Below are 20,058 nucleotides of genomic sequence, written 5' to 3' on the forward strand. Positions count from 1 at the left end.
TAATACTGGATATAAATACAGCTAGCGAGAAGCGATCATATCATCGCTCCTCGATACTAATACTAGCGGGCTTGTTCAGTCAGCCAGTTTTTTACTTCATCGTATTCGCCACGGAAGACAATACGGTCGGCTTTTTTGCTCAGTTGGTAGGTATACATTGGATCGTAGTACTGCTCCAACAGCGGCTTGAGCCAGCCTTCATGGCCATCGAGGGAACCAGTGTTTTGCATCGTCTGGACTGCACTTTGTTGAACCTGCAGCAGCTGCTCATAACGTTCAAGACCAAGGCGCTTGCGAATGCTGAACATACCTCGTTCCAGGTATTCGGCAAAGCGGACCCAGCCCTGCTCTTCACCATAATGGCTAACAAAATCACGTTGCATACGCACGACATAATCATCTAACAGGCGTGCCAGGCGAATATCCAGCGGGTCATCAACAATGGCTATCGGAGCGTGCTGCATCGCGCTATTGATAGCCAAAGGCACGCCGACCGAGCCAATGATCTTGCCTTCATCCTCAAGTACAAACTGGTTGATGCCACGGGCTTGTTTTTTCAGCATCGCGACGGCCAGTACATTCTCAAAATTAATCTGAGTACGTTGCTCGGTGACATAGCGACCAAAGGACGAACCTCGGTGGTTGGCAGCGCCTTCAAGATCAATACCGTTTTCCAGTTCGTTAACCATAATGGTTTTACCACAGCCAGTATTGCCGCCAATCAGAGTCATTGGCTGCTGGGCGGCGTGCTCGATGGTATCAATCAAAAAGCGGCGCAGCGCTTTGTAGCCACCGACAACCATCGGGTAGTCAATACCTGCTTCTTTCAGCCACTGCTGAGTAATACAAGAGCGTAAGCCACCACGGAAACAGTAAAGGTATCCCTGAGGGTTCGCCTCACAGAAGGCTTTCCACTGGGCAATACGCTCGGCTTTCACATCACCGTGAACCAACTCATGGCCAAGTGCAATTGCAGCTTCCTGGCCTTTTTCTTTATAACAGGTACCTACGGCTTCGCGTTCGCTATCATGCATCAGCGGGCGGTTTACCGAGGTTGGAAATGCGCCTTGGACAAATTCAACTGGCGCGCGCATATCCATTAGCGGTGTATCATTGACAAATAACTGCCGGTAGTCTTCACAATTCGGACGTGACATTAACAAATCTCAATCAGGGTGGTATCGCCATCAGCCGGGAACAGTTCACCAATCGCGTTTAGCTCAATACCATGACGTGCGGCAACAGCCTGCACTTCTTCTTCGGCTCCCGGAGCCACTGCCAGCAACAAACCGCCAGAGGTTTGCGGATCGCACAATAGGGCTTTTTGCTGCTCGCTCATCTTGCCCAGACGATGACCATAGCTATCAAAATTACGGCCAGTTCCGCCAGGTACACATCCCTGCGCAATGTAATCAAAGACCCCAGGCAGGTGCGGGATCTGATCAAACCAAACTTTTGCTTTCAGATCGCTGCCTTCACAAATTTCATTCAAGTGGCCCATCAGGCCAAAACCGGTCACGTCAGTCATTGCCTTGACACCAGCAACATTAGCGAAGTCTTCGCCCGGCTTGTTCAACTTGCACATCCAGTCACGCGCCAAACCTTGGTGTTGCTCAGCCAGCTTGGATTTTTTCTCGGCAGTCGTCAGTACACCAATACCTAACGGCTTAGTAAGAAACAGCTTACAGCCCTCTTCGGCCTGGTTATTGCGCTTCACACGGTCAGTATCGACAATGCCTGTTACTGCCAGGCCAAAAATAGGCTCTGGAGCATCAATCGAGTGTCCGCCTGCAAGTGAGATCCCAGCCTCACGACACACTGAGCGACCGCCTTCGATAACCTGCTGGGCAATTTCAGGGGCCAGGACATTCACAGGCCAGCCAAGAATCGCAATCGCCATGATCGGCTTACCACCCATCGCATAAATATCACTGATGGCATTTGTCGCAGCAATGCGCCCAAAATCAAAGGGATTATCGACGATGGGCATAAAGAAATCAGTCGTACTGATCACCGAGCTACCATTGCCCAGGTCATAGACAGCAGCATCGTCTTTGCTTTCATTACCGACCAACAAATTAGGATCGTGAAACGGGGCTAGTTGAGTTCGGAGAATAGTATCAAGAACTTGAGGAGAAATTTTACAACCGCATCCTGCACCGTGGCTGTATTGAGTAAGGCGAACATTTTCCATGACACGCTCCGGAATAATGACAAGAGCAGAGAATTCTACTCCGGCGGCTAAATCCTGTCACCATTCTGGATCAATAAAGGGAGAACTGACAGTAGTCAGTTTCCTCAATAAACTCATTCAAATCGGCTGTTTAGGTGATTACAGGTATTCAACAAACTGGCTTAGATTGCGCTCAGACACTTTTGCCTCACGGCAACCCGGTGTCCCGATATACAAAAAGCCTGCAATCAGGTCATCACCCTGAACGCCCAGCGCTTCACGCACTACCGGGTGATAGGCCCATTTACCGGTACGCCAAAAACCAGAAAAGCCCTGTGCTACGGCTGCCATCTGCATCGCCTGCGCGGCACAACCTGCCGACAAGTGCTGTTCAATCACCGGTACCTTGTCATGCTCAGTCACTTTAGCAACGACAGTGATCACCATAGGGGCCCGGAACGGCGCTTTCGCGGCCCTTTCAATCACCGCCTCTTCAGCACCATCTGCTTTTGCGGCTTCAACCAAAATATCAGCCAGCTTTTGCAACCCTTCCCCATGAGAGACGATAAAACGCCATGGTGTCAAAGCTGCATGATCCGGAGCTCGCAGACCTGCGCGGAAGATATTTTCCAATTCTTGCCCTTGTGGGGCCGGCTCCATCAACTTTGGCAACGAACGGCGATTTAACAATAACGATAGAGCATCCATAACAACCTCATGATGATAATAATTATTGTTTTACAATATCATAAGTATAGAAAAGGAAGCGAGGGCGCTTCGCTGCGGGAAGCGGGGAAAGAGCAAAAGAAAAACCAATAAAGTGCTTTAAAAAGGAATCACGCCTCACTGAACAAGGCATAATCCGTATTAATAGCTGGGTCCTACTCTTCCAAGGGCCTAAAGTTAACCGCTCTTTCCCGCTTCACGTAGCAAAGCGTAACTCGCTATCTCGCTTCCATGGCGAAGCCATCCTTACAGCTTCGCCGCCAGCTCAACACCCTGGCGGATCACCCGCTTGGCATCGACTTCTCCCGCCACATCGGCACCGCCAATCACATGCACATTAACATTCATGGCCCGCAGTTTGTCCGACAGCACTTCCACCGAAGTCTGGCCTGCACATAGCACAATATTATCGACCTCCAGCACGCGTGACTGGCCTTCAACGGTGATATGCAGTCCCAGATCGTCAATCTTGTCGTAGCTCACGCCACTGAGCAGCTCAACACCGCGTTTTTCCAAGACCTTGCGATGGATCCATCCGGTAGTACGGCCCGGCCCTTTACCCACCTTGCCCGGTTTACGCTGCATCAACCATACTTGGCGCTGGCTGACATACTCCTCATGCGGATACAGACCACCTGCATGCTCAATCGACTTATCAACTCCCCAGTCTTTGAGCCAGCTTTCCAGATCCTGATGTTCCGGTTCTGTCAGCATGGTCGACACATCGACACCGATACCACCAGCACCAATCACCGCCACTTTCTGGCCAAGCTGCACCTTATCTCTGATCAAAGTTTGGTAATCGATCACTTTTTCATGCTCGACGCCCGGGATCTTCGGATTCCGCGGCTGAACACCAGTCGCCACAATCACTTCGTCATACCCTTTAAGCTCATTAGCTTCAACAGAATGGCCAAGCTTCACATTGACACCCGTCTGCTCAAGCCGGCGGGTAAAGTAACGAATTGTCTCTTTGAACTCTTCCTTTCCGGGAATTTGCATTGCCAGATTAAACTGGCCACCGACATGATCATTCTTTTCAAACAAGTCGACAGCTAAGCCGCGCTCAGCTGCCGCAACGGCAGTTGCCATCCCGGCAGGCCCGGCTCCCACCACGGCGACGCGCCGCTTAGCTGCAGCCGGCGTCAATACCAACTCCGTCTCATAGCAGGCTTGCGGGTTTACCAGGCAGCTTGCTCGCTTGCCCACAAAAACATGATCCAAACATGCCTGGTTACAACCAATACAGGTATTGATATCGTCAGCACAATCTCGCTCTGCCTTTACTACAAAATCAGGGTCAGCCAGGAATGGACGCGCCATGGAAACCATATCAGCCTGCTCAGATGACAAGATATCTTCAGCCACCTGAGGCGTATTTATTCGGTTACAGGTCACCAGAGGAATATTCACTTCTTTTTTCAGCTTTTCGGTCACCCAGGTGAAAGCGGCGCGCGGTACTTGCGTCGCAATCGTCGGCACTCGTGCCTCATGCCAGCCGATACCGGTATTCAAAATCGTCACACCGGCAGCTTCAAGCTCTTTTGCCAGCTGAACGACTTCTTCATGGGTACTGCCCTGCTCAACCAAATCCAGCATTGACAGGCGGAAGATGATAATAAAATCCCGTCCAGTCCGTTTACGTACCGCTTTTACCAGCTCGATAGGAAAACGAATGCGATTTTCATAGCTACCGCCCCACTCATCATAGCGATGGTTAGAGCGCTTACAGATAAACTGATTGATCAGGTAACCTTCCGATCCCATCAGCTCGACGCCGTCATAACCTGCTTCACGCGCTAGCTCAGAACTACGCGCAAAGGCCTCAATCGTTTTATTGATCTGGCGCGTACTCATCTTGCTTGGAGTGAATTTAGAGATTGGGGCGCGAATTGCAGAGGCACTCACCGCAAAAGGATGCATCGCATAGCGGCCAGCATGCAGCAGCTGCAGCGCAATCTTGCCGCCTGCTTCATGTACTGCATCCGTGATCACCCGGTGGGCACGGGCAGCACGGGCAGAACTGAACTCGGCACTGAGTGGGTGCAGCCGTCCGCGGAAGTTAGGTGAAAAGCCACCAGTTACAATCAGGCCAACCCCACCTCGGGCTCGGGCTGCGTAAAAAGCAGACAGTTTCTTGAAGCCGTCTCGCGACTCTTCAAGGCCAGTGTGCATAGATCCCATTAACACACGGTTACGTAACTGAGTGAAACCAAGATCTAGGGGCGCTAACAAATGAGGGTAAGATTTATCGTCCATGGCTTCCATTCTTTTGTAGTTATGGTCTGACCAGTATATTAACGACTCAAACTTTTATCAAACACTTGTTTACATTATTACAACATTTAATTCATTGGTGAGACATCATAGAAAGAACAAACCTAGGTGATATTTACTTTCTTCAGCCAAGAAGTGCCGCAATACTTAAGGGAAGGAGATATTGTGAATACGTTGTAGAAACGCTGTAAAAACGGATTATTACTGTAATTCCTTGTTTACTAAGTTACGATAGAAGTAATACCGATCGCATCATCAGGAACGTTCATGAAAGTGGTACTCAAAGGAATTGGAAAACTATTCCGAGCTATCTGGAAACTGATCAGTTTCACCCGACAACTAATACTCAATTTATTTTTTCTATTCGTTATCGGCCTGCTTTTCTTCGCTTTTAACCAAGGCGGAGAGCAACCGGCACTACCTAAAGAAGCGGCACTGGTACTGGATTTGTCCGGCCCAATCGTTGAGCAACGCACCTACGTCAACCCTATCGACCAACTGGCGAGCAATGCACTGGGCCAACCGCCGGTGCAGGAAAATGTGTTATTCGATATCGTGGATACTATCCGGGCCGCTTCTACAGACAACCGAATCACCGGCCTGGTGCTAAACCTCAAAGGCATGGCGGAAACCAACTTAACCAAGTTGCGCTACATCGCTAAAGCCATCGACGAATTTAAGCAGGCAGGCAAACCTGTCTACGCTATCGGTGATAACTACAAGCAAAGCCAATACTACCTATCGAGCTATGCGGACAAAGTCTTCATGTCGCCCGATGGTGGGGTACTGCTGACAGGTTATGGCAGCTATTCCCTGTACTACAAGAGCCTGCTGGAAAAGCTTGACGTCAACACCCATGTATTCCGTGTCGGCACCTACAAATCTTTTGTTGAGCCTTACACCCGAGATGGGATGTCGACGGAAGCACGTGAAGCCAATACTATCTGGCTCAATCAACTATGGGGTGCCTACACCTCAGATGTTGCCAAAAATCGTCATATCGATGCCACAGCGCTCACTCCGGAACTTGATAGCTTTGTCGAGCAGCTCAAGGCCGTCAACGGTGACTTTGCCAAACTGAGCCTGGAGATGGGATTGGTTGACGAGCTAATCAACCGTCCGTTGCTAAGCCAGAAGCTGATTGAGCAATTCGGCAGTGACGGTGACAACAGTTTTAATCAAATCAGCTACTACGACTACCAGCCAACGCTGTTCAATCGTGATCTCCCAAGCCCGAACCAAATTGCCGTCGTGGTCGCCAGCGGCGCCATTGTTGACGGTAACCAGCGCCAGGGTACCGTTGGCGGCGATTCTACTGCAGCACTACTGCGCGAGGCCCGCCTCGATGATGAAGTCAAAGCTGTGATTCTGCGTGTCGACAGCCCTGGTGGCAGTGCCTTTGCCTCTGAGGTGATCCGCAGCGAAGTGGATGCATTAAAACTTGCAGGCAAACCTGTTGTCGTTTCCATGTCCAGCCTGGCAGCTTCAGGCGGATACTGGATCTCATCCAGTGCCGATAAGATCCTGGCCCAACCGACCACCATCACCGGATCTATCGGTATATTTGCCATCCTGACCACGTTTGAAAAAGGCCTGGAGAACATGGGGGTCTATAGCGATGGTGTCGGTACCACACCGTTTTCAGGCGTCGGTGTCACCCGCGAACTACCTGAGGGTGTTGCCGAAGTATTCCAGCTAGGTGTTGAGCATGGCTATCAGCGCTTTATTGGCTTGGTGAGCCAATACCGTGATATGTCACTCGCGCAAGCTGACAAGATTGCTCAGGGCCGCGTTTGGACGGGCCAGGATGCACTACAGCTAGGCTTGGTCGATCAGCTCGGTGATTTCGATGATGCCATTGCCGCCACCGTTGAGCTGGCAAAACTGGACAGTTACGAGCTTCGCTGGATGGAAGAGCCTCTGAGCCCGGCAGAGTTACTGTTGCAAGAGTTTGCCTCAGAAGCGAGCACAAAACTTGCCGCTATGGTATTTGGTCAAGTACCTGCTGCATTGAGGCCTGTTACGCAACAAGTTGTCACAGACTTTACGACGCTCAGTAACTTTAACGATCCAAAAGGCCAATATGCCTTCTGCTTAAATTGCAGCAATATTGAAAAGTGAGACCAGCCCGGCACATGCCGGGCTTTTTTTACTGTGCGTTAACCGTATAATGCGCCCACCAAACCGATAAGTCTGTACCCGATTATGGAAAGAAAACACATTTACATTGCTTACACCGGCGGCACCATTGGTATGCAGAAGTCAGACCATGGCTACGTCCCTGTTGCTGGCTTTATGCAAAAGCAGCTGGAAAGCATGCCGGAATTCCATCGTCCAGAAATGCCAAGATTTACTATCCACGAATACGAGCCTCTGATCGACTCGTCGGATATGACGCCAGCGGATTGGCAGCGCATTGCGGATGATATCAAAGCAAACTACGACAAGTATGACGGTTTTGTCATTCTGCATGGTACGGACACCATGGCTTATACCGCTTCTGCACTGTCGTTTATGTTTGATAACCTAGACAAGCCTGTGATTGTTACCGGCTCGCAGATCCCATTAGCCGAGCTGCGTTCTGATGGCCAAAGCAACCTGTTAAATTCACTTCACATTGCGGCTAACTACCCGATCAATGAAGTGACAGTTTTTTTCAACAACAAGTTGATCCGCGGCAACCGCAGTACCAAGGCACATGCTGACGGCTTTGGCGCATTCATTTCACCAAACCTACCGCCACTGCTGGAAGCCGGTATCAACATTCAGCTAAACAATGTTGAGCTGAGCAAACAACCTGAAGGTAAGTTTAAAGTTCATGCCATCACACCGCAGCCAATCGGCGTGATCACCATGTACCCAGGCATCTCACCTGAAGTCATCCGCAATACCTTGCGCCAGCCGGTCAATGCCATGATCCTGTTAACGTTCGGTGTCGGTAATGCACCGCAGAACCCTGATCTGCTTGCACAGCTGAAAGAAGCGACAGAGCGCGGTGTGATCGTGATGAACCTGACACAGTGCTTATCAGGAAAAGTAAACATGGGTGGCTATGCTACGGGCTGTGCCCTTGCAGATGCCGGCGTACTCAGTGGTTATGACATGACCCCTGAAGCAACCCTTGCGAAGCTACACTACCTGCTAAGCCAGGATCTGCCGATTGAAACAGTCCGCAGCATGATGCAACAGGACTTACGCGGTGAGCTAACGCACTAAGGCGGAGCCTTGGAAGCGGGTGACACTGCGTTCCGGGTGCGCTTCGTGAAGCGAGAACCGACAGATATCCGCGATATAATACAAAGCCCTAACCTATTGATTAGGGCTTTGATTTTTTGATGATGGCCTTTCCACTAAAGTACGTGTCATCATTAAACTTCAATAAATCCATGCGGATCGCCTTTGGTCGGGATTTCGCTCACTCCATGCTTTTTACGTACTACCGGATTTGCAGGAAGCTCACCGGCTAGCTCATAGACCAATAAACTTGCCTTGCCTAAATCATCACAGGGCGCAAGTTCCAGGTTACTGCAATCAACACCGGCCAGTTGCTCCTGCAATACTTCTAGGGCAGCATCGGCGGGAGAAGGGGTATCTGCCACTCCCTGAAACTCGCCAGTTCCACAAAATACAACATATCTCATGGCTTTCTCCTGAGTAAGAAATGCTATACGTTCAGTGTAACCCGCTATTTCGCTTCCAAGGTAAAACCTTCCTTCGCCTCCTATTCCCCTATCTCGGCTACACTTTATACCAATTAGCCCTATTCATCGGTTCGCGTCATCGACGCCGCCGATCCATTAGCACGAGACAATACTATGGTTTTACACGGTGCCTCTATTTCTCCGTTCGTCAGAAAAATCATGCTCGCGCTCTCTTACAAAGGGATTGCTTATGACCTACAGCCTCTTAACCCTTATTTAGAAAAAGAGCTGGCCCAAAAACGTCACCCGATGGGCAAAGTTCCAGTGCTGGAGCATGAAGGAAGCAACATCATAGATTCAACGGTCATCGCCCACTATCTCGATGATATCTTTCCGGTTCCCCCTTTATATCCAGGCTCAGCTGCCTCGCGAGCCCAGGTACGCTGGCTGGAAGAGTACGCCGATACCCGGTTAACCTCCCTCATTGGTGGTGTATTGTTCTATCAGAAGATCATGCGGGGAAAAATGCTCAATAAAGACGTTGACCAACAAGCTATAAAACAATGCCTTGAACACCATCTACCCCAGGCATTGAAATACATTGAAGAGCAGCTACCGGAGCAAGGTTATGTGGCCGATCACTTTTCAATGGCCGAGATAAGTTTATGGAGCGTGTTCCGTAGTGGTTGGATGGCCGGGCTCAGGCTAACCCACTACCCGAAATTGCAGGCCTACCTAACGAATATTGAGCAAGAACCCTGGATTGCCAATTTAGTCAGCGAAGAAGATCATGAACTCAGTAGCTTTTACTGTGAGCCCATGATCTTTGATAACCATGTCGGTTAGGTTAAATAGAATGGATCAGATTTGGTTGTGATCAAAGCGGGCAATATCATCTTGGGCTGGTTCATCAATGCCAAAATCGCGCTTAAATTCAGCTTTCGATTTGAACTTGATTTCTCCCCCCGCTTCAACCGACATATGTTCTGCATCGGTATTATGGCGAGATTGGTAGATCATTACGGCCTGCATGGCCGAATCTCGCTGTTCCTGGGTGAGCGGCGTACCATCCGGCCACTTACCAATTTCAACAGCCGTAGTGATGCGCTGGTATACTTCCGGGGTCATTGCATTTAATAGTTGTTGTAGATCCATTTGCAGGCTTCCTATCCGATGGTTAATGTGCCACCAGTTTGATTCTAACAAACTCTATGTACAGCATAGAGCTGGCAGTAATACCAATTTCACCCTTTGCCGCCAACTACCAATCGTTTTTTTGCTCCTCGGATCACAATGCTGAAAAAATCTGCCACGCAGACGTTTTTTATCGTGACTTAAGTTAAAATAGTATTCCATTAGTAATGCGTCTATTCGTGGATAGCCAGCCGCGAAGTTCTCTTTAATCAGCCCAGGTAGCCTATTGCACAGAATGATCACTATCCGACCATCATCGACACTCAAAGTTCTACCGCTAGCAGCAGTCTGTCTTACGCTGCTCAGTGGCTGTTTTGAACGTCACCGCTCAACAGACAGCCTGTGTCAGAACTACCCGAAGATCTGTGCTAATACCAATCTAAATGACGGCCAATGCCGCCTCCAACGCACTAACCTCATCTGGCAACGCTATGATGTGCTAAAGAATCCAGTCGCCGAAGAGAAATTCAAAGAGCTTAAATTTACCTACGCTTATCAAAAATGCCTTGAGTATGCCGCTCGAATTGAACCAACAGAGCTAAAAGAACGCAAAACGCAGCGCACAAGAGCATTGATCAAAAGCTATGAATCGATCCGGACTCTCTCTGAAGAGCTCGCGCGATCCAACGATCCTGAAATCATCTACTACCGCTGGAGCCAAGGGGATAAGAATGCCTTGCGTCAGTTTTTGTTACTCGAAGGAAGCCCGGCTCTGGAAACTCCCGACCTACAACTTGCATTGGCAACCTATTACACTGACAAAGATAAAGAGAAGACAATTCAACTGCTCAAGCATGCCTTGGAACTGTATGAGCGCGGACAGGATATAAAGCCAGAAATAATCCAATCACTAGCAACTTTATCTCATCAAACTGAGTCAATCACCAATGCCTATCTGTGGGCGAGAGTCGGCACCGAGCTCGGCGCTTCAGTCGTTAGCCAAGAGAAACTCATTAGTTATTACCCCATGCCAGATGAACAGCGACAACAGCTTGATGTAAAAGCCAAGAGAATCTCGATGGCACTCGAGCAAGGGAAATTCAACGCCCGGATGCTCAACTAGAACGAAGGGCTAACCAGCCCTTCTTCCATAGCACTATTCTTTCTCTACCGGCGCATCAGGCTGGAAAGCAAGCGAAACAGAATTCACGCAATAGCGCTCGCCTGTTGTTTTCGGCCCGTCAGGGAAGACATGGCCAAGGTGACTGTCACAATTTGCACAGCGGATCTCAATTCGCTGCATACCATGGCTATTGTCTTCTAGGTAGCGGATTGCATCTGCGCTTATCGGCGCATCAAAGCTCGGCCAGCCACAACCTGAGTCATATTTGTGCGCTGATTGAAACAATGGCTTGCTGCAGCAGGTACAATGATATGCCCCCGTTTCGCGGTTATGTAGCAAAGTACCGGAAAAGGGAGGCTCCGTCCCTCGTTCACGGCAAATATGATATTGCTCTTCCGTCAAACTATCTCGCCAATAAGTATCTGATTTATCTGACATTACCTATCCTACTAGTATAAACCCACCGCCTAACCAAACAAATTATGTTGCCAATCTACCAAACTGTGGCACATACTTTCTGCTCGAAAGGATTTTACATGTACTCGGCTCATTTAAGCATATTTTAGTTGAACTGAGTGTGGATATTAAAAGTTAACAACAACAATGATGGATATTCATACAGTTTCTGTATGAAATTGCATCGTTGTAGTGGGAATGTAAAAAAAATCCGAACTTTTTTTTGACCTCACGCAATTTAAGTTCGTTTTTGGCTTGCAGGGTCTCAAAAGATTCTGTAATTTTACTACCAGTTATCTTTCATTAGAAATTAAGTTGTGGAGCAACTGTAATGACTATCAAAGTAGGTATTAACGGTTTTGGCCGTATTGGACGTTTCGTTTTCCGTGCTTCTGTAGAGCGCAATGACATCGAAGTTGTTGGTATCAACGACCTTATCGACGTTGAATACATGGCATACATGCTGAAGTACGATTCAACTCACGGCCGTTTCAACGGTACTGTTGAAGTTGAAGGCGGTAACCTAATCGTTAACGGTAAAACAGTTCGCGTTACTGCAGAGCGTAACCCTGAAGACCTTAAGTGGGATGCAATCAACGTTGACGTTGTAGCTGAAGCAACTGGTATCTTCCTAACAGACGAGACTGCACGTAAGCACATCACTGCTGGTGCGAAGAAGGTTGTTCTAACTGGCCCTTCTAAAGATGCTACTCCAATGTTCGTAATGGGTGTTAACGACTCTACTTACGCTGGCCAAGACATCGTTTCTAACGCTTCTTGTACTACTAACTGCCTAGCACCTGTTGCTAAAGTTCTTAACGACAAGTTCGGTATCGAATCTGGTCTTATGACTACAGTTCACGCTACTACTGCTACTCAGAAGACTGTTGATGGTCCTTCTGCTAAAGACTGGCGTGGTGGTCGTGGTGCTTCTCAGAACATCATCCCATCTTCAACTGGTGCTGCTAAAGCTGTAGGCGTTGTTCTTCCTGAACTAAACGGCCTTCTAACTGGTATGGCTTTCCGTGTACCAACTGCAAACGTTTCTGTTGTTGACCTTACAGTTAACCTAAAAACTGCTGCAACTTACGAAGCTATCTGTGCTGCTATGAAAGAAGCATCTGAAGGCGAGCTTAAAGGTGTTCTTGGTTACACTGAAGACGCTGTTGTTTCTCAAGATTTCATCGGTGAAGTTCAGACTTCAGTATTCGATGCTAAAGCTGGTGTTGCTCTAACTGACAAATTCGTTAAAGTTGTATCTTGGTACGACAACGAAATCGGTTACTCAAACAAAGTTCTAGACCTAATCGCTCACATCTCTAAGTAATTACGACTTAGTAAGTGAATGACAAAAGGCGGCTTAATGGCCGCCTTTTTTGTATCTGAAAAAGCCAGATGCAAGGGAGGATACGCTGGTAAGAATGACATTTTGATGCCTATCGCCAATATCAAGTCCATTTATTCTTACGCGTAGTGGGTATCTGCTTCGCTTTTCTATAAAAAAATCAATCAACGGATAAGAAAATCCTACAAATTTAACAAATAAATTTTAATTTTTACTGATATTTTTTAAATAAAAATAAGTTCTTATTTGATTGGTGTTTCCTTTCACATTCGTCTAAAAACCAATCAAATAAGCATTGACCTGATTAAATACCGTAAGGAATGAGAATTTGATGGATTTACGTAACCTTTCAACAATTTCTGTTCTCTCTGATGCTGTCACTATCTGTGAATATCAGGGCATCAAGATTATCCGAGTTATTCACAAGTTGGCGGAAGCCGGCATTTCTCTGCATGGTGGCCACCTGATCTGGTACAAACCAGCGGGAGAAAAAGACATCATCTGGCTAAGTGAGAAGGCTGAGTTCGATACGGCAAAAGCGATCCGTGGCGGCATACCGGTTTGTTGGCCATGGTTTGGTAAAGCTGCAACACCATCGCACGGTTTTGCCCGTACCAGCCAATGGACATTGCAAGAGCATCGTGAAAATGAACACGGCGTGATCGTCGCGCTAGAGCTGGAAGACAGCGAAGCAACACGTGCAGTCTGGCCGCATAAGTTCCACAACCAAATCACTTTTGAAGTCGGTGAGGAATTAAAGGTCCACCTTACCTCCACCAATACTGACGATCATGCCTGGTCTTTCAGTGGTGCCCTTCATACCTATTTCGATATTGCCGATATTAACTCGGTCGAGATCACCGGTATGGGTGATACATTCCTAGATAGCACCCAGGGCGGCAAAGCATGTGAAGGTGGCGATATACTCACTTTCACCGCAGAAACCGATCGTGTATACACAACACCTGCTAACCCAATTGTTATTCACGACAAACCCAATGTGCGCCAAATCCTGGTAAACAACCAAGGTCATAATGCCGCTGTAATTTGGAACCCGTGGCAAGAGCTGTCTATCAATATGGGGGACATGGCAGATAATAGTTTTGAAACCATGGTGTGTGTCGAATCGACCATCCATGGTGAAGCTGTTGAACTTTCTCCTGGCGGTTCACATACTTTAAGCACGCTTATTGCAGTAAAGAAATAACACTCAATACCCGTGAAAATGCCGCCAAATTGGCGGCATTTTTCATACCAGAGTGTTCTAACCAGAAACAACGCATACGGCTACGCAGAAGAGACATGACACTAGGCCAACATGTGTGAGTTAGCTTCTATTAATACCCAACCATTGCCATCGGGATCGGCAAACGTTGCAAACCGCCCGCCAATAATGGTCACGATCTCTGATAGAGGAACTCCCCTATCACTCAACTCACTGTGTGTGGTGTGAATATCATCGGTTTGCACCACCAGCCCCTGCACAGATCCCGCTGCCATTCCGCCAAATGGTACCACTAAGCTGATTGTTGTCTCAGCCCCCTTCGGTGCCAGTTGAATCCAGCGCTTTTGGTTGTCGGCGTGATGATCGCGAATCAACTCAAACCCCAAAGCATCGCGATAAAACAGCAATGCCAGGCTCTGATCAGAAACCGGAATCGAAACCGTATCAACACGTGAAATACCCATCAATGAAGCTCCCCTTAGTGCTTTTACTTTTCTAGCTTAAGCCAGGGGTGTTGATTTCGCTCTCAAAAAAAGCACCTATCGCACTTATTTGACACTCAAGGGAGTTTATTTTGCCTCAATAGCTTCAAAATTTTCCCGCTAAACGAAAAAACGACCACATAAATAGGGAAACGAGAAAAAAAACATCTTGAGCCAGAAAAAATACTTCCTTACAGATTTTCATACACTGAAATCCTTTGCATTTAGCCAACAAAACCAGTTGTGAAACAAATACCCTGATTTACCGCTTAATATTTTTTACAAGCATAGCGATCACATTTCCATAACAAAACCAGCCACCTTTTTTAAACAAATCCCCTTGCGCATCCCAATTTATAGGAGGATAGTAAGAATATGTTCAAAAAACATTCAGCTCGTTAGGCCAGTACAATAGGGAAATTTAGTTTATAAACCAACAACTCAGTGAAGCAATTTGATCAGTTAGGTCTAGTCTTAAGATATGAGGGATGTGAAAGTTATTTGTTTTCGTCCTTTCTAATTGATTGAAGAACGATTCAGGGGGCATACCATGAGTATTTTTGACCACTATCGTCAACGCTATGAAGAAGCCAAGGATGAAGAGCTTTCATTGCAAGAATTCCTTGAAATCTGCCGTAATGACCGCAGTTCATACGTCAATGCTGCAGAGCGCTTGCTAATGGCAATCGGCGAACCCGAAATGATAGATACCGCTCAAGATCCACGCTTGAGCCGCCTTTTCTCCAACCGTGTCATTTCTCGCTACAAAACATTTGAAGACTTCTATGGCATGGAAGATGCCATTGAGCAAATCGTCTCTTACCTCAAGCATGCGGCGCAAGGCTTGGAAGAACGTAAGCAAATCCTCTACCTATTGGGTCCAGTCGGTGGTGGTAAGTCATCGCTAGCCGAAAAGTTAAAAAGCCTGATGCAAAAGGTACCTGTGTATGTGCTGACTGCCAACGGTGAGCGCAGCCCGGTTAACGACCACCCTTTCTGCCTATTCGATAAAAATGAAGACGGAGATATCCTCAATAAAGAATACGGCATTCCTGAGCGCTATCTGAACAACATTATGTCACCATGGGCAGCCAAACGCCTGCACGAGTTTGGTGGTGACATCACTAAATTCAAAGTGGTCAAAGTACGCCCATCGATCCTTGATCAGGTCGGTATTGCTAAGACCGAGCCTGGTGATGAAAACAACCAAGATATTTCGTCACTGGTTGGTAAAGTCGACATTCGTCAGCTTGAACATTTCGCTCAAGACGACCCGGACGCATACAGCTATTCAGGCGCATTATGTAAAGCCAACCAAGGTTTGATGGAATTCGTCGAGATGTTTAAAGCACCGTTAAAAGTGCTGCACCCATTACTGACGGCAACACAGGAAGGTAACTATAACGGTACTGAAGGTCTATCGGCCCTACCGTTTGACGGCATCATTCTGGCTCACTCCAACGAATCAGAGTGGCAGACCTTCCGTAACAACAAGAATAACGAAGCCTTCCTTGACCGTGTTTATATCGTCAAAGTGCCTTACTGTCTGCGAGTCTCGGAAGAAATCAAGATTTACGAAAAACTGCTACAAAACAGTGAGCTGTCTGCCGCGCCTTGCTCGCCAAGTACACTGGAGATCCTGGCTCGCTTTACCGTGCTGTCTCGCCTGAAAGAGCCGGAAAACTCCAGCCAGTACTCGAAAATGCGTGTCTATGACGGCGAAACGTTGAAAGACACGGATCCAAAAGCCAAGTCTTATCAGGAATACCGTGACTACGCCGGTGTCGACGAAGGTATGGCAGGTCTGTCGACCCGATTTGCCTTCAAGATCCTATCGCGAGTCTTTAACTTTGATCACTCTGAGGTGGCTGCTAACCCCGTTCATTTGTTCTATGTACTAGAGCAGCAAATCGAACGTGAGCAGTTCCCGCAGGAGCTGGCAGAAAAATACCTTGAGCATCTGAAGGGTTACCTGACACCGAAATATGTGGAGTTCATCGGCAAAGAAATTCAAACCGCTTACCTAGAGTCCTATTCCGAGTACGGCCAGAATATTTTTGATCGCTATGTCAGCTATGCTGACTTCTGGATTCAGGATCAGGAGTACCGCGATCCGGAAACAGGTCAGTTGTTCGACCGCTCAGCGCTGAACAATGAGCTTGAGAAAATCGAGAAGCCGGCCGGTATCAGTAATCCGAAAGACTTCCGTAATGAAATTGTGAATTTTGTACTGCGTGCCCGCGCAAGCAATGCAGGCAAGAATCCGAACTGGACCAGCTACGAAAAACTGCGCACCGTTATCGAGAAGAAAATGTTCTCGAATACGGAAGAGTTGCTTCCTGTCATCTCGTTTAATGCCAAAACATCCACCGATGAGCAGAAGAAGCATGATGACTTCGTAGCTCGTATGATGGAAAAAGGCTACACCCGCAAGCAAGTGCGTCTGCTATCTGAGTGGTATCTGCGCGTACGTAAGTCTTCGTAGCCGGCCATGGAATTATGGGATGAATAAGGGGAGAGCTTATGGGGCATTTTATAGACCGAAGGCTCAACGGTAAAAATAAAAGCACGGTAAACCGCCAGCGTTTTCTGCGTCGCCACAAACAGCAAATCAAAGAATCGATTGCTGATGCGGTGAACAAACGCTCGATTACCGATGTGGAAAGCGGGGAAGACATTACCATTCCTTCCCGTGATATCCGTGAGCCAAGCTTTCACCAAGGCCGTGGTGGACAACGTGAAGTTGTCCACCCGGGTAACGACCAGTTCAGCCCCGGAGATCGCATTGAACGCCCCCAAGGAGGGGCGGGTCAAGGCGGAGCCGGTGAAGGACAGGCCAGCCCTGATGGTGAAGGACAGGATGAATTTGTTTTTCAGATCTCCAAAGACGAATATCTTGATTTGTTATTTGAAGATCTAGAACTGCCAAACCTTGAAAAAAACCAGCTCAACAAAATTGTCGAATGGAAAACGTTCCGCTCAGGCTATAAATCGTCCGGTGTACCGGCCAATATTGCTATCGTGAAATCACTACAAAATTCACTAGCTCGCCGAACCGCAATGACCGCCGCCAAACGACGCCAGCTACGAGAGCTAGAACAAGCACTTGATTATTTGATGAACACCGAGCCTGCCCAGCCTCTTGAAGAAGAAAGAGTGAAACGGGAGATCCAGGGCCTGCGAGAAAAAATCAGCCGTGTGCCTTTCATCGATACATTTGATTTGCGCTATAAAAATTATGAGCGGCGACCGATGCCAACAAGCCAGGCCGTCATGTTTTGCTTAATGGATGTGTCCGGCTCAATGGATCAGGCTACCAAAGATATGGCAAAACGCTTTTATATTTTGCTGTACCTGTTCCTCAACCGAACCTACAAAAATGTTGATGTAGTCTTTATCCGCCACCACACCCAGGCCAAGGAAGTGGATGAGCATGAGTTCTTCTACTCACAGGAAACTGGGGGCACCATAGTATCCAGTGCGCTGCGGATGATGGATGAAATCGTCAAGAAACGTTACTCACCGGCCGAGTGGAATATTTACGCGGCACAAGCTTCAGACGGTGATAACTGGGCGGATGATTCACCCGGCTGCCGAGAACTGCTGGATAAACATATCCTGCCAGTCAGCCGTTATTATTCATATATCGAGATCACCCGCCGAGCACATCAGACACTGTGGCGGGAATATGAGGCACTGCAGGCAAGCCACAGCAACTTTGCGATGCAAAACATAAGGAGTGTGGAGGACATCTTCCCTGTATTCCGGGAGCTTTTCAAAAAGCAAGTTAGTTAGATGTCAGCAAGCGCTATAGGGGAGTGTGTTATGGTAACAACCACTAAGTCAAAAACACTCAGTGATGGTCCAGACTGGACGTTTGACCTGCTTGAGCAGTATCACAAGGAAATTAAGCGCGTTGCCGATCATTATCGGCTCGACGCCTATCCTAACCAGATCGAGATCATCACTGCCGAACAGATGATGGACGCCTACTCCAGTATCGGGATGCCCATCAACTACCATCATTGGTCTTTTGGTAAACGCTTTATCGAAACAGAGCGTGGCTATAAGCATGGCCAAATGGGGCTGGCCTACGAGATTGTGATTAACTCCGATCCCTGTATCGCTTACCTGATGGAAGAGAACACCATTACTATGCAGGCACTGGTAATGGCGCATGCCTGCTATGGCCACAATTCGTTTTTCAAGGGCAACTATCTGTTTAAAACCTGGACGGACGCTAGTTCAATCATCGATTACTTGCTCTTTGCCCGCAAGTACATCACCGAATGCGAAGAAAAGTACGGCGTTGATGACGTCGAGAGACTGCTCGATTCCTGCCATGCGCTGATGAATTACGGTGTGGATAGGTATAAACGTCCACAGAAAATTTCACTCATCGAGGAAAAAGCCCGGCAAAAAGCCCGTGAAGATTACCTGCAAACGCAAGTTAACGCGCTCTGGCGTACCATTCCTGTCATGGAAGAAAAAGAACTAAAAACAGAAGAAGCTCGTTTTCCGCATGAACCACAGGAAAATATCTTATATTTCATCGAGAAACACGCACCACTGTTAGAACCCTGGCAGCGTGAAATCGTTCGTATTGTGCGAAAAGTCAGCCAGTATTTCTATCCTCAGAAACAGACGCAGGTCATGAATGAAGGCTGGGCAACATTTTGGCACTACACGATCCTCAATCACCTATATGATGAAGGCTTAGTCACTGATCGTTTTATTATGGAGTTTCTCCATAGCCATACCAATGTGGTGGCTCAACCGGAATACAATAGCCCGTATTATAGCGGTATCAACCCGTATGCACTGGGCTTTGCCATGTTCCAGGACATCCGACGGATGTGTGAAAATCCAACCGAAGAAGATAAATACTGGTTCCCTGATATAGCAGGCAAAGACTGGTTAGATACCGTACACTTTGCCATGGAGAACTTCAAAGACGAGAGCTTCATCAGCCAGTACCTGTCCCCGAAATTGATGCGTGACTTTAAATTCTTCGCCGTTGATGACGATGACCGTTACAACTATGTCGAGGTCAGCGCGATTCACAATGAAGAAGGTTACCGGGCGATCCGTGAGAAGCTTTCCTCCCAGTACAACCTAAGCAACAATGAGCCAAATATCCAAGTCTGGAATGTGGCGTTGAAAGGCGATCGTTCACTAACCTTGAGGTATGTTCCACACAACCGGATCCCACTGGCTGACAGTCACTCGGAAGTACTGAAGCATATGTACCGATTGTGGGGCTTTGATGTCACGCTGGAGGAAGAGCTACCAGATGGCAGAAGCCAGATCCTAGGTACCTGCCCTGTCCGCAATCAGTATAATTCGGAGATCTGAGAGCGTGAAGCGTGAAGCGTGAAGCGTGAAGCGTGAAGCGTGAAGCGTGAAGCGTGAAGCGTGAAGCGTGAAGCGTGAAGCGTGAAGCGTGAAGCGTGAAGCGTGAAGCGTGAAGCGTGAA

At 47.9% G+C, this 20,058-nt stretch carries 17 protein-coding genes; 9 read left to right on the plus strand and 8 right to left on the minus strand.

Features of this window, described 5'->3' with window-relative positions; translation table 11 throughout:
- Positions 1-62 precede the first annotated feature (62 nt).
- The 4 genes from mnmH to AC51G0_RS13580 form a co-directional block, all read right to left on the minus strand.
- Positions 63-1,157, minus strand: a complete 1,095-nt coding sequence (gene mnmH, locus AC51G0_RS13565; protein ID WP_496299124.1) for a tRNA 2-selenouridine(34) synthase MnmH — start codon at positions 1,155-1,157, stop codon at positions 63-65.
- Positions 1,157-2,194, minus strand: coding sequence for a selenide, water dikinase SelD (gene selD / locus AC51G0_RS13570; RefSeq protein WP_496299126.1), 1,038 nt, complete (start codon positions 2,192-2,194; stop codon positions 1,157-1,159). Before selD ends, mnmH begins: the two co-directional genes overlap by 1 nt.
- Before the next feature lie 138 nt (positions 2,195-2,332).
- Complete coding sequence (locus AC51G0_RS13575) at positions 2,333-2,881, minus strand: NAD(P)H nitroreductase (RefSeq protein ID WP_496299127.1); 549 nt, start codon at positions 2,879-2,881, stop codon at positions 2,333-2,335.
- 264 nt (positions 2,882-3,145) lie between these two features.
- Positions 3,146-5,158, minus strand: a complete 2,013-nt coding sequence (locus tag AC51G0_RS13580; RefSeq protein WP_496299129.1) for an oxidoreductase — start codon at positions 5,156-5,158, stop codon at positions 3,146-3,148.
- Positions 5,159-5,443: 285 nt separating this feature from the next.
- On the opposite strand from AC51G0_RS13580, the gene sppA reads away from it, so the two are divergent.
- Entirely contained in the window at positions 5,444-7,297 is a 1,854-nt protein-coding gene (sppA, locus tag AC51G0_RS13585) for a signal peptide peptidase SppA (protein WP_496299131.1), read from the plus strand.
- 84 nt (positions 7,298-7,381) lie between these two features.
- Positions 7,382-8,392 carry an asparaginase gene (gene ansA / locus AC51G0_RS13590; RefSeq protein ID WP_496299133.1) on the plus strand — a complete coding sequence of 337 codons (1,011 nt, stop codon included), beginning with the start codon at positions 7,382-7,384 and terminating at the stop codon, positions 8,390-8,392.
- A 152-nt stretch (positions 8,393-8,544) separates the two neighbouring features.
- Here ansA and AC51G0_RS13595 read toward each other — a convergent pair whose 3' ends face one another.
- On the minus strand, positions 8,545-8,817 hold the full coding sequence (locus AC51G0_RS13595; protein WP_496299134.1) for a hypothetical protein: 273 nt from the start codon (positions 8,815-8,817) through the stop codon (positions 8,545-8,547).
- Between the two features lie 174 nt (positions 8,818-8,991).
- Between AC51G0_RS13595 and AC51G0_RS13600 the strand changes: the two genes are divergently transcribed.
- Positions 8,992-9,663, plus strand: coding sequence for a glutathione S-transferase family protein (locus AC51G0_RS13600; RefSeq protein ID WP_496299136.1), 672 nt, complete (start codon positions 8,992-8,994; stop codon positions 9,661-9,663).
- Between the two features lie 15 nt (positions 9,664-9,678).
- Here the strand turns inward: AC51G0_RS13600 and AC51G0_RS13605 are convergent, their stop codons facing one another.
- The gene (locus tag AC51G0_RS13605) at positions 9,679-9,972 is read right to left on the minus strand and encodes a YeaC family protein (RefSeq protein ID WP_496299137.1); all 294 of its coding nucleotides are present in this window, start codon (positions 9,970-9,972) and stop codon (positions 9,679-9,681) included.
- Between the two features lie 274 nt (positions 9,973-10,246).
- Between AC51G0_RS13605 and AC51G0_RS13610 the strand changes: the two genes are divergently transcribed.
- Complete coding sequence (locus AC51G0_RS13610; protein WP_496299138.1) at positions 10,247-11,074, plus strand: DUF2989 domain-containing protein; 828 nt, start codon at positions 10,247-10,249, stop codon at positions 11,072-11,074.
- 33 nt (positions 11,075-11,107) lie between these two features.
- On the opposite strand, the gene msrB is transcribed toward AC51G0_RS13610, so the two are convergent.
- Positions 11,108-11,512 (minus strand): peptide-methionine (R)-S-oxide reductase MsrB, encoded by a 405-nt coding sequence (gene msrB, locus AC51G0_RS13615; protein ID WP_496299139.1) that lies wholly within the window; start codon positions 11,510-11,512, stop codon positions 11,108-11,110.
- Positions 11,513-11,861: 349 nt separating this feature from the next.
- On the opposite strand from msrB, the gene gap reads away from it, so the two are divergent.
- Together gap and AC51G0_RS13625 are read left to right on the plus strand one after the other, a co-directional pair.
- Positions 11,862-12,857 carry a type I glyceraldehyde-3-phosphate dehydrogenase gene (gene gap / locus AC51G0_RS13620; protein WP_496299140.1) on the plus strand — a complete coding sequence of 332 codons (996 nt, stop codon included), beginning with the start codon at positions 11,862-11,864 and terminating at the stop codon, positions 12,855-12,857.
- Positions 12,858-13,206: 349 nt separating this feature from the next.
- The gene (locus AC51G0_RS13625) at positions 13,207-14,082 is read left to right on the plus strand and encodes a D-hexose-6-phosphate mutarotase (protein ID WP_496299141.1); all 876 of its coding nucleotides are present in this window, start codon (positions 13,207-13,209) and stop codon (positions 14,080-14,082) included.
- Positions 14,083-14,183: 101 nt separating this feature from the next.
- On the opposite strand, the gene AC51G0_RS13630 is transcribed toward AC51G0_RS13625, so the two are convergent.
- A complete protein-coding gene (locus AC51G0_RS13630) occupies positions 14,184-14,564 on the minus strand; it encodes a VOC family protein (RefSeq protein ID WP_496299142.1) in 381 nt (126 codons plus the stop codon).
- Positions 14,565-15,132: 568 nt separating this feature from the next.
- Between AC51G0_RS13630 and AC51G0_RS13635 the strand changes: the two genes are divergently transcribed.
- Genes AC51G0_RS13635 through AC51G0_RS13645 form a run of 3 tightly spaced genes read left to right on the plus strand, consistent with a single transcriptional unit; the run spans position 15,133 to position 19,937 of the window.
- A complete protein-coding gene (locus tag AC51G0_RS13635; RefSeq protein WP_496299144.1) occupies positions 15,133-17,067 on the plus strand; it encodes a PrkA family serine protein kinase in 1,935 nt (644 codons plus the stop codon).
- A 38-nt stretch (positions 17,068-17,105) separates the two neighbouring features.
- Entirely contained in the window at positions 17,106-18,377 is a 1,272-nt protein-coding gene (locus tag AC51G0_RS13640; RefSeq protein WP_496299145.1) for a YeaH/YhbH family protein, read from the plus strand.
- A 30-nt stretch (positions 18,378-18,407) separates the two neighbouring features.
- Positions 18,408-19,937: a SpoVR family protein gene (locus tag AC51G0_RS13645; RefSeq protein WP_496299148.1), complete on the plus strand. Its 1,530-nt coding sequence runs from the start codon at positions 18,408-18,410 to the stop codon at positions 19,935-19,937.
- Positions 19,938-20,058: the final 121 nt, after the last annotated feature.

This window comes from Photobacterium sp. HL06, from assembly GCF_059552575.1.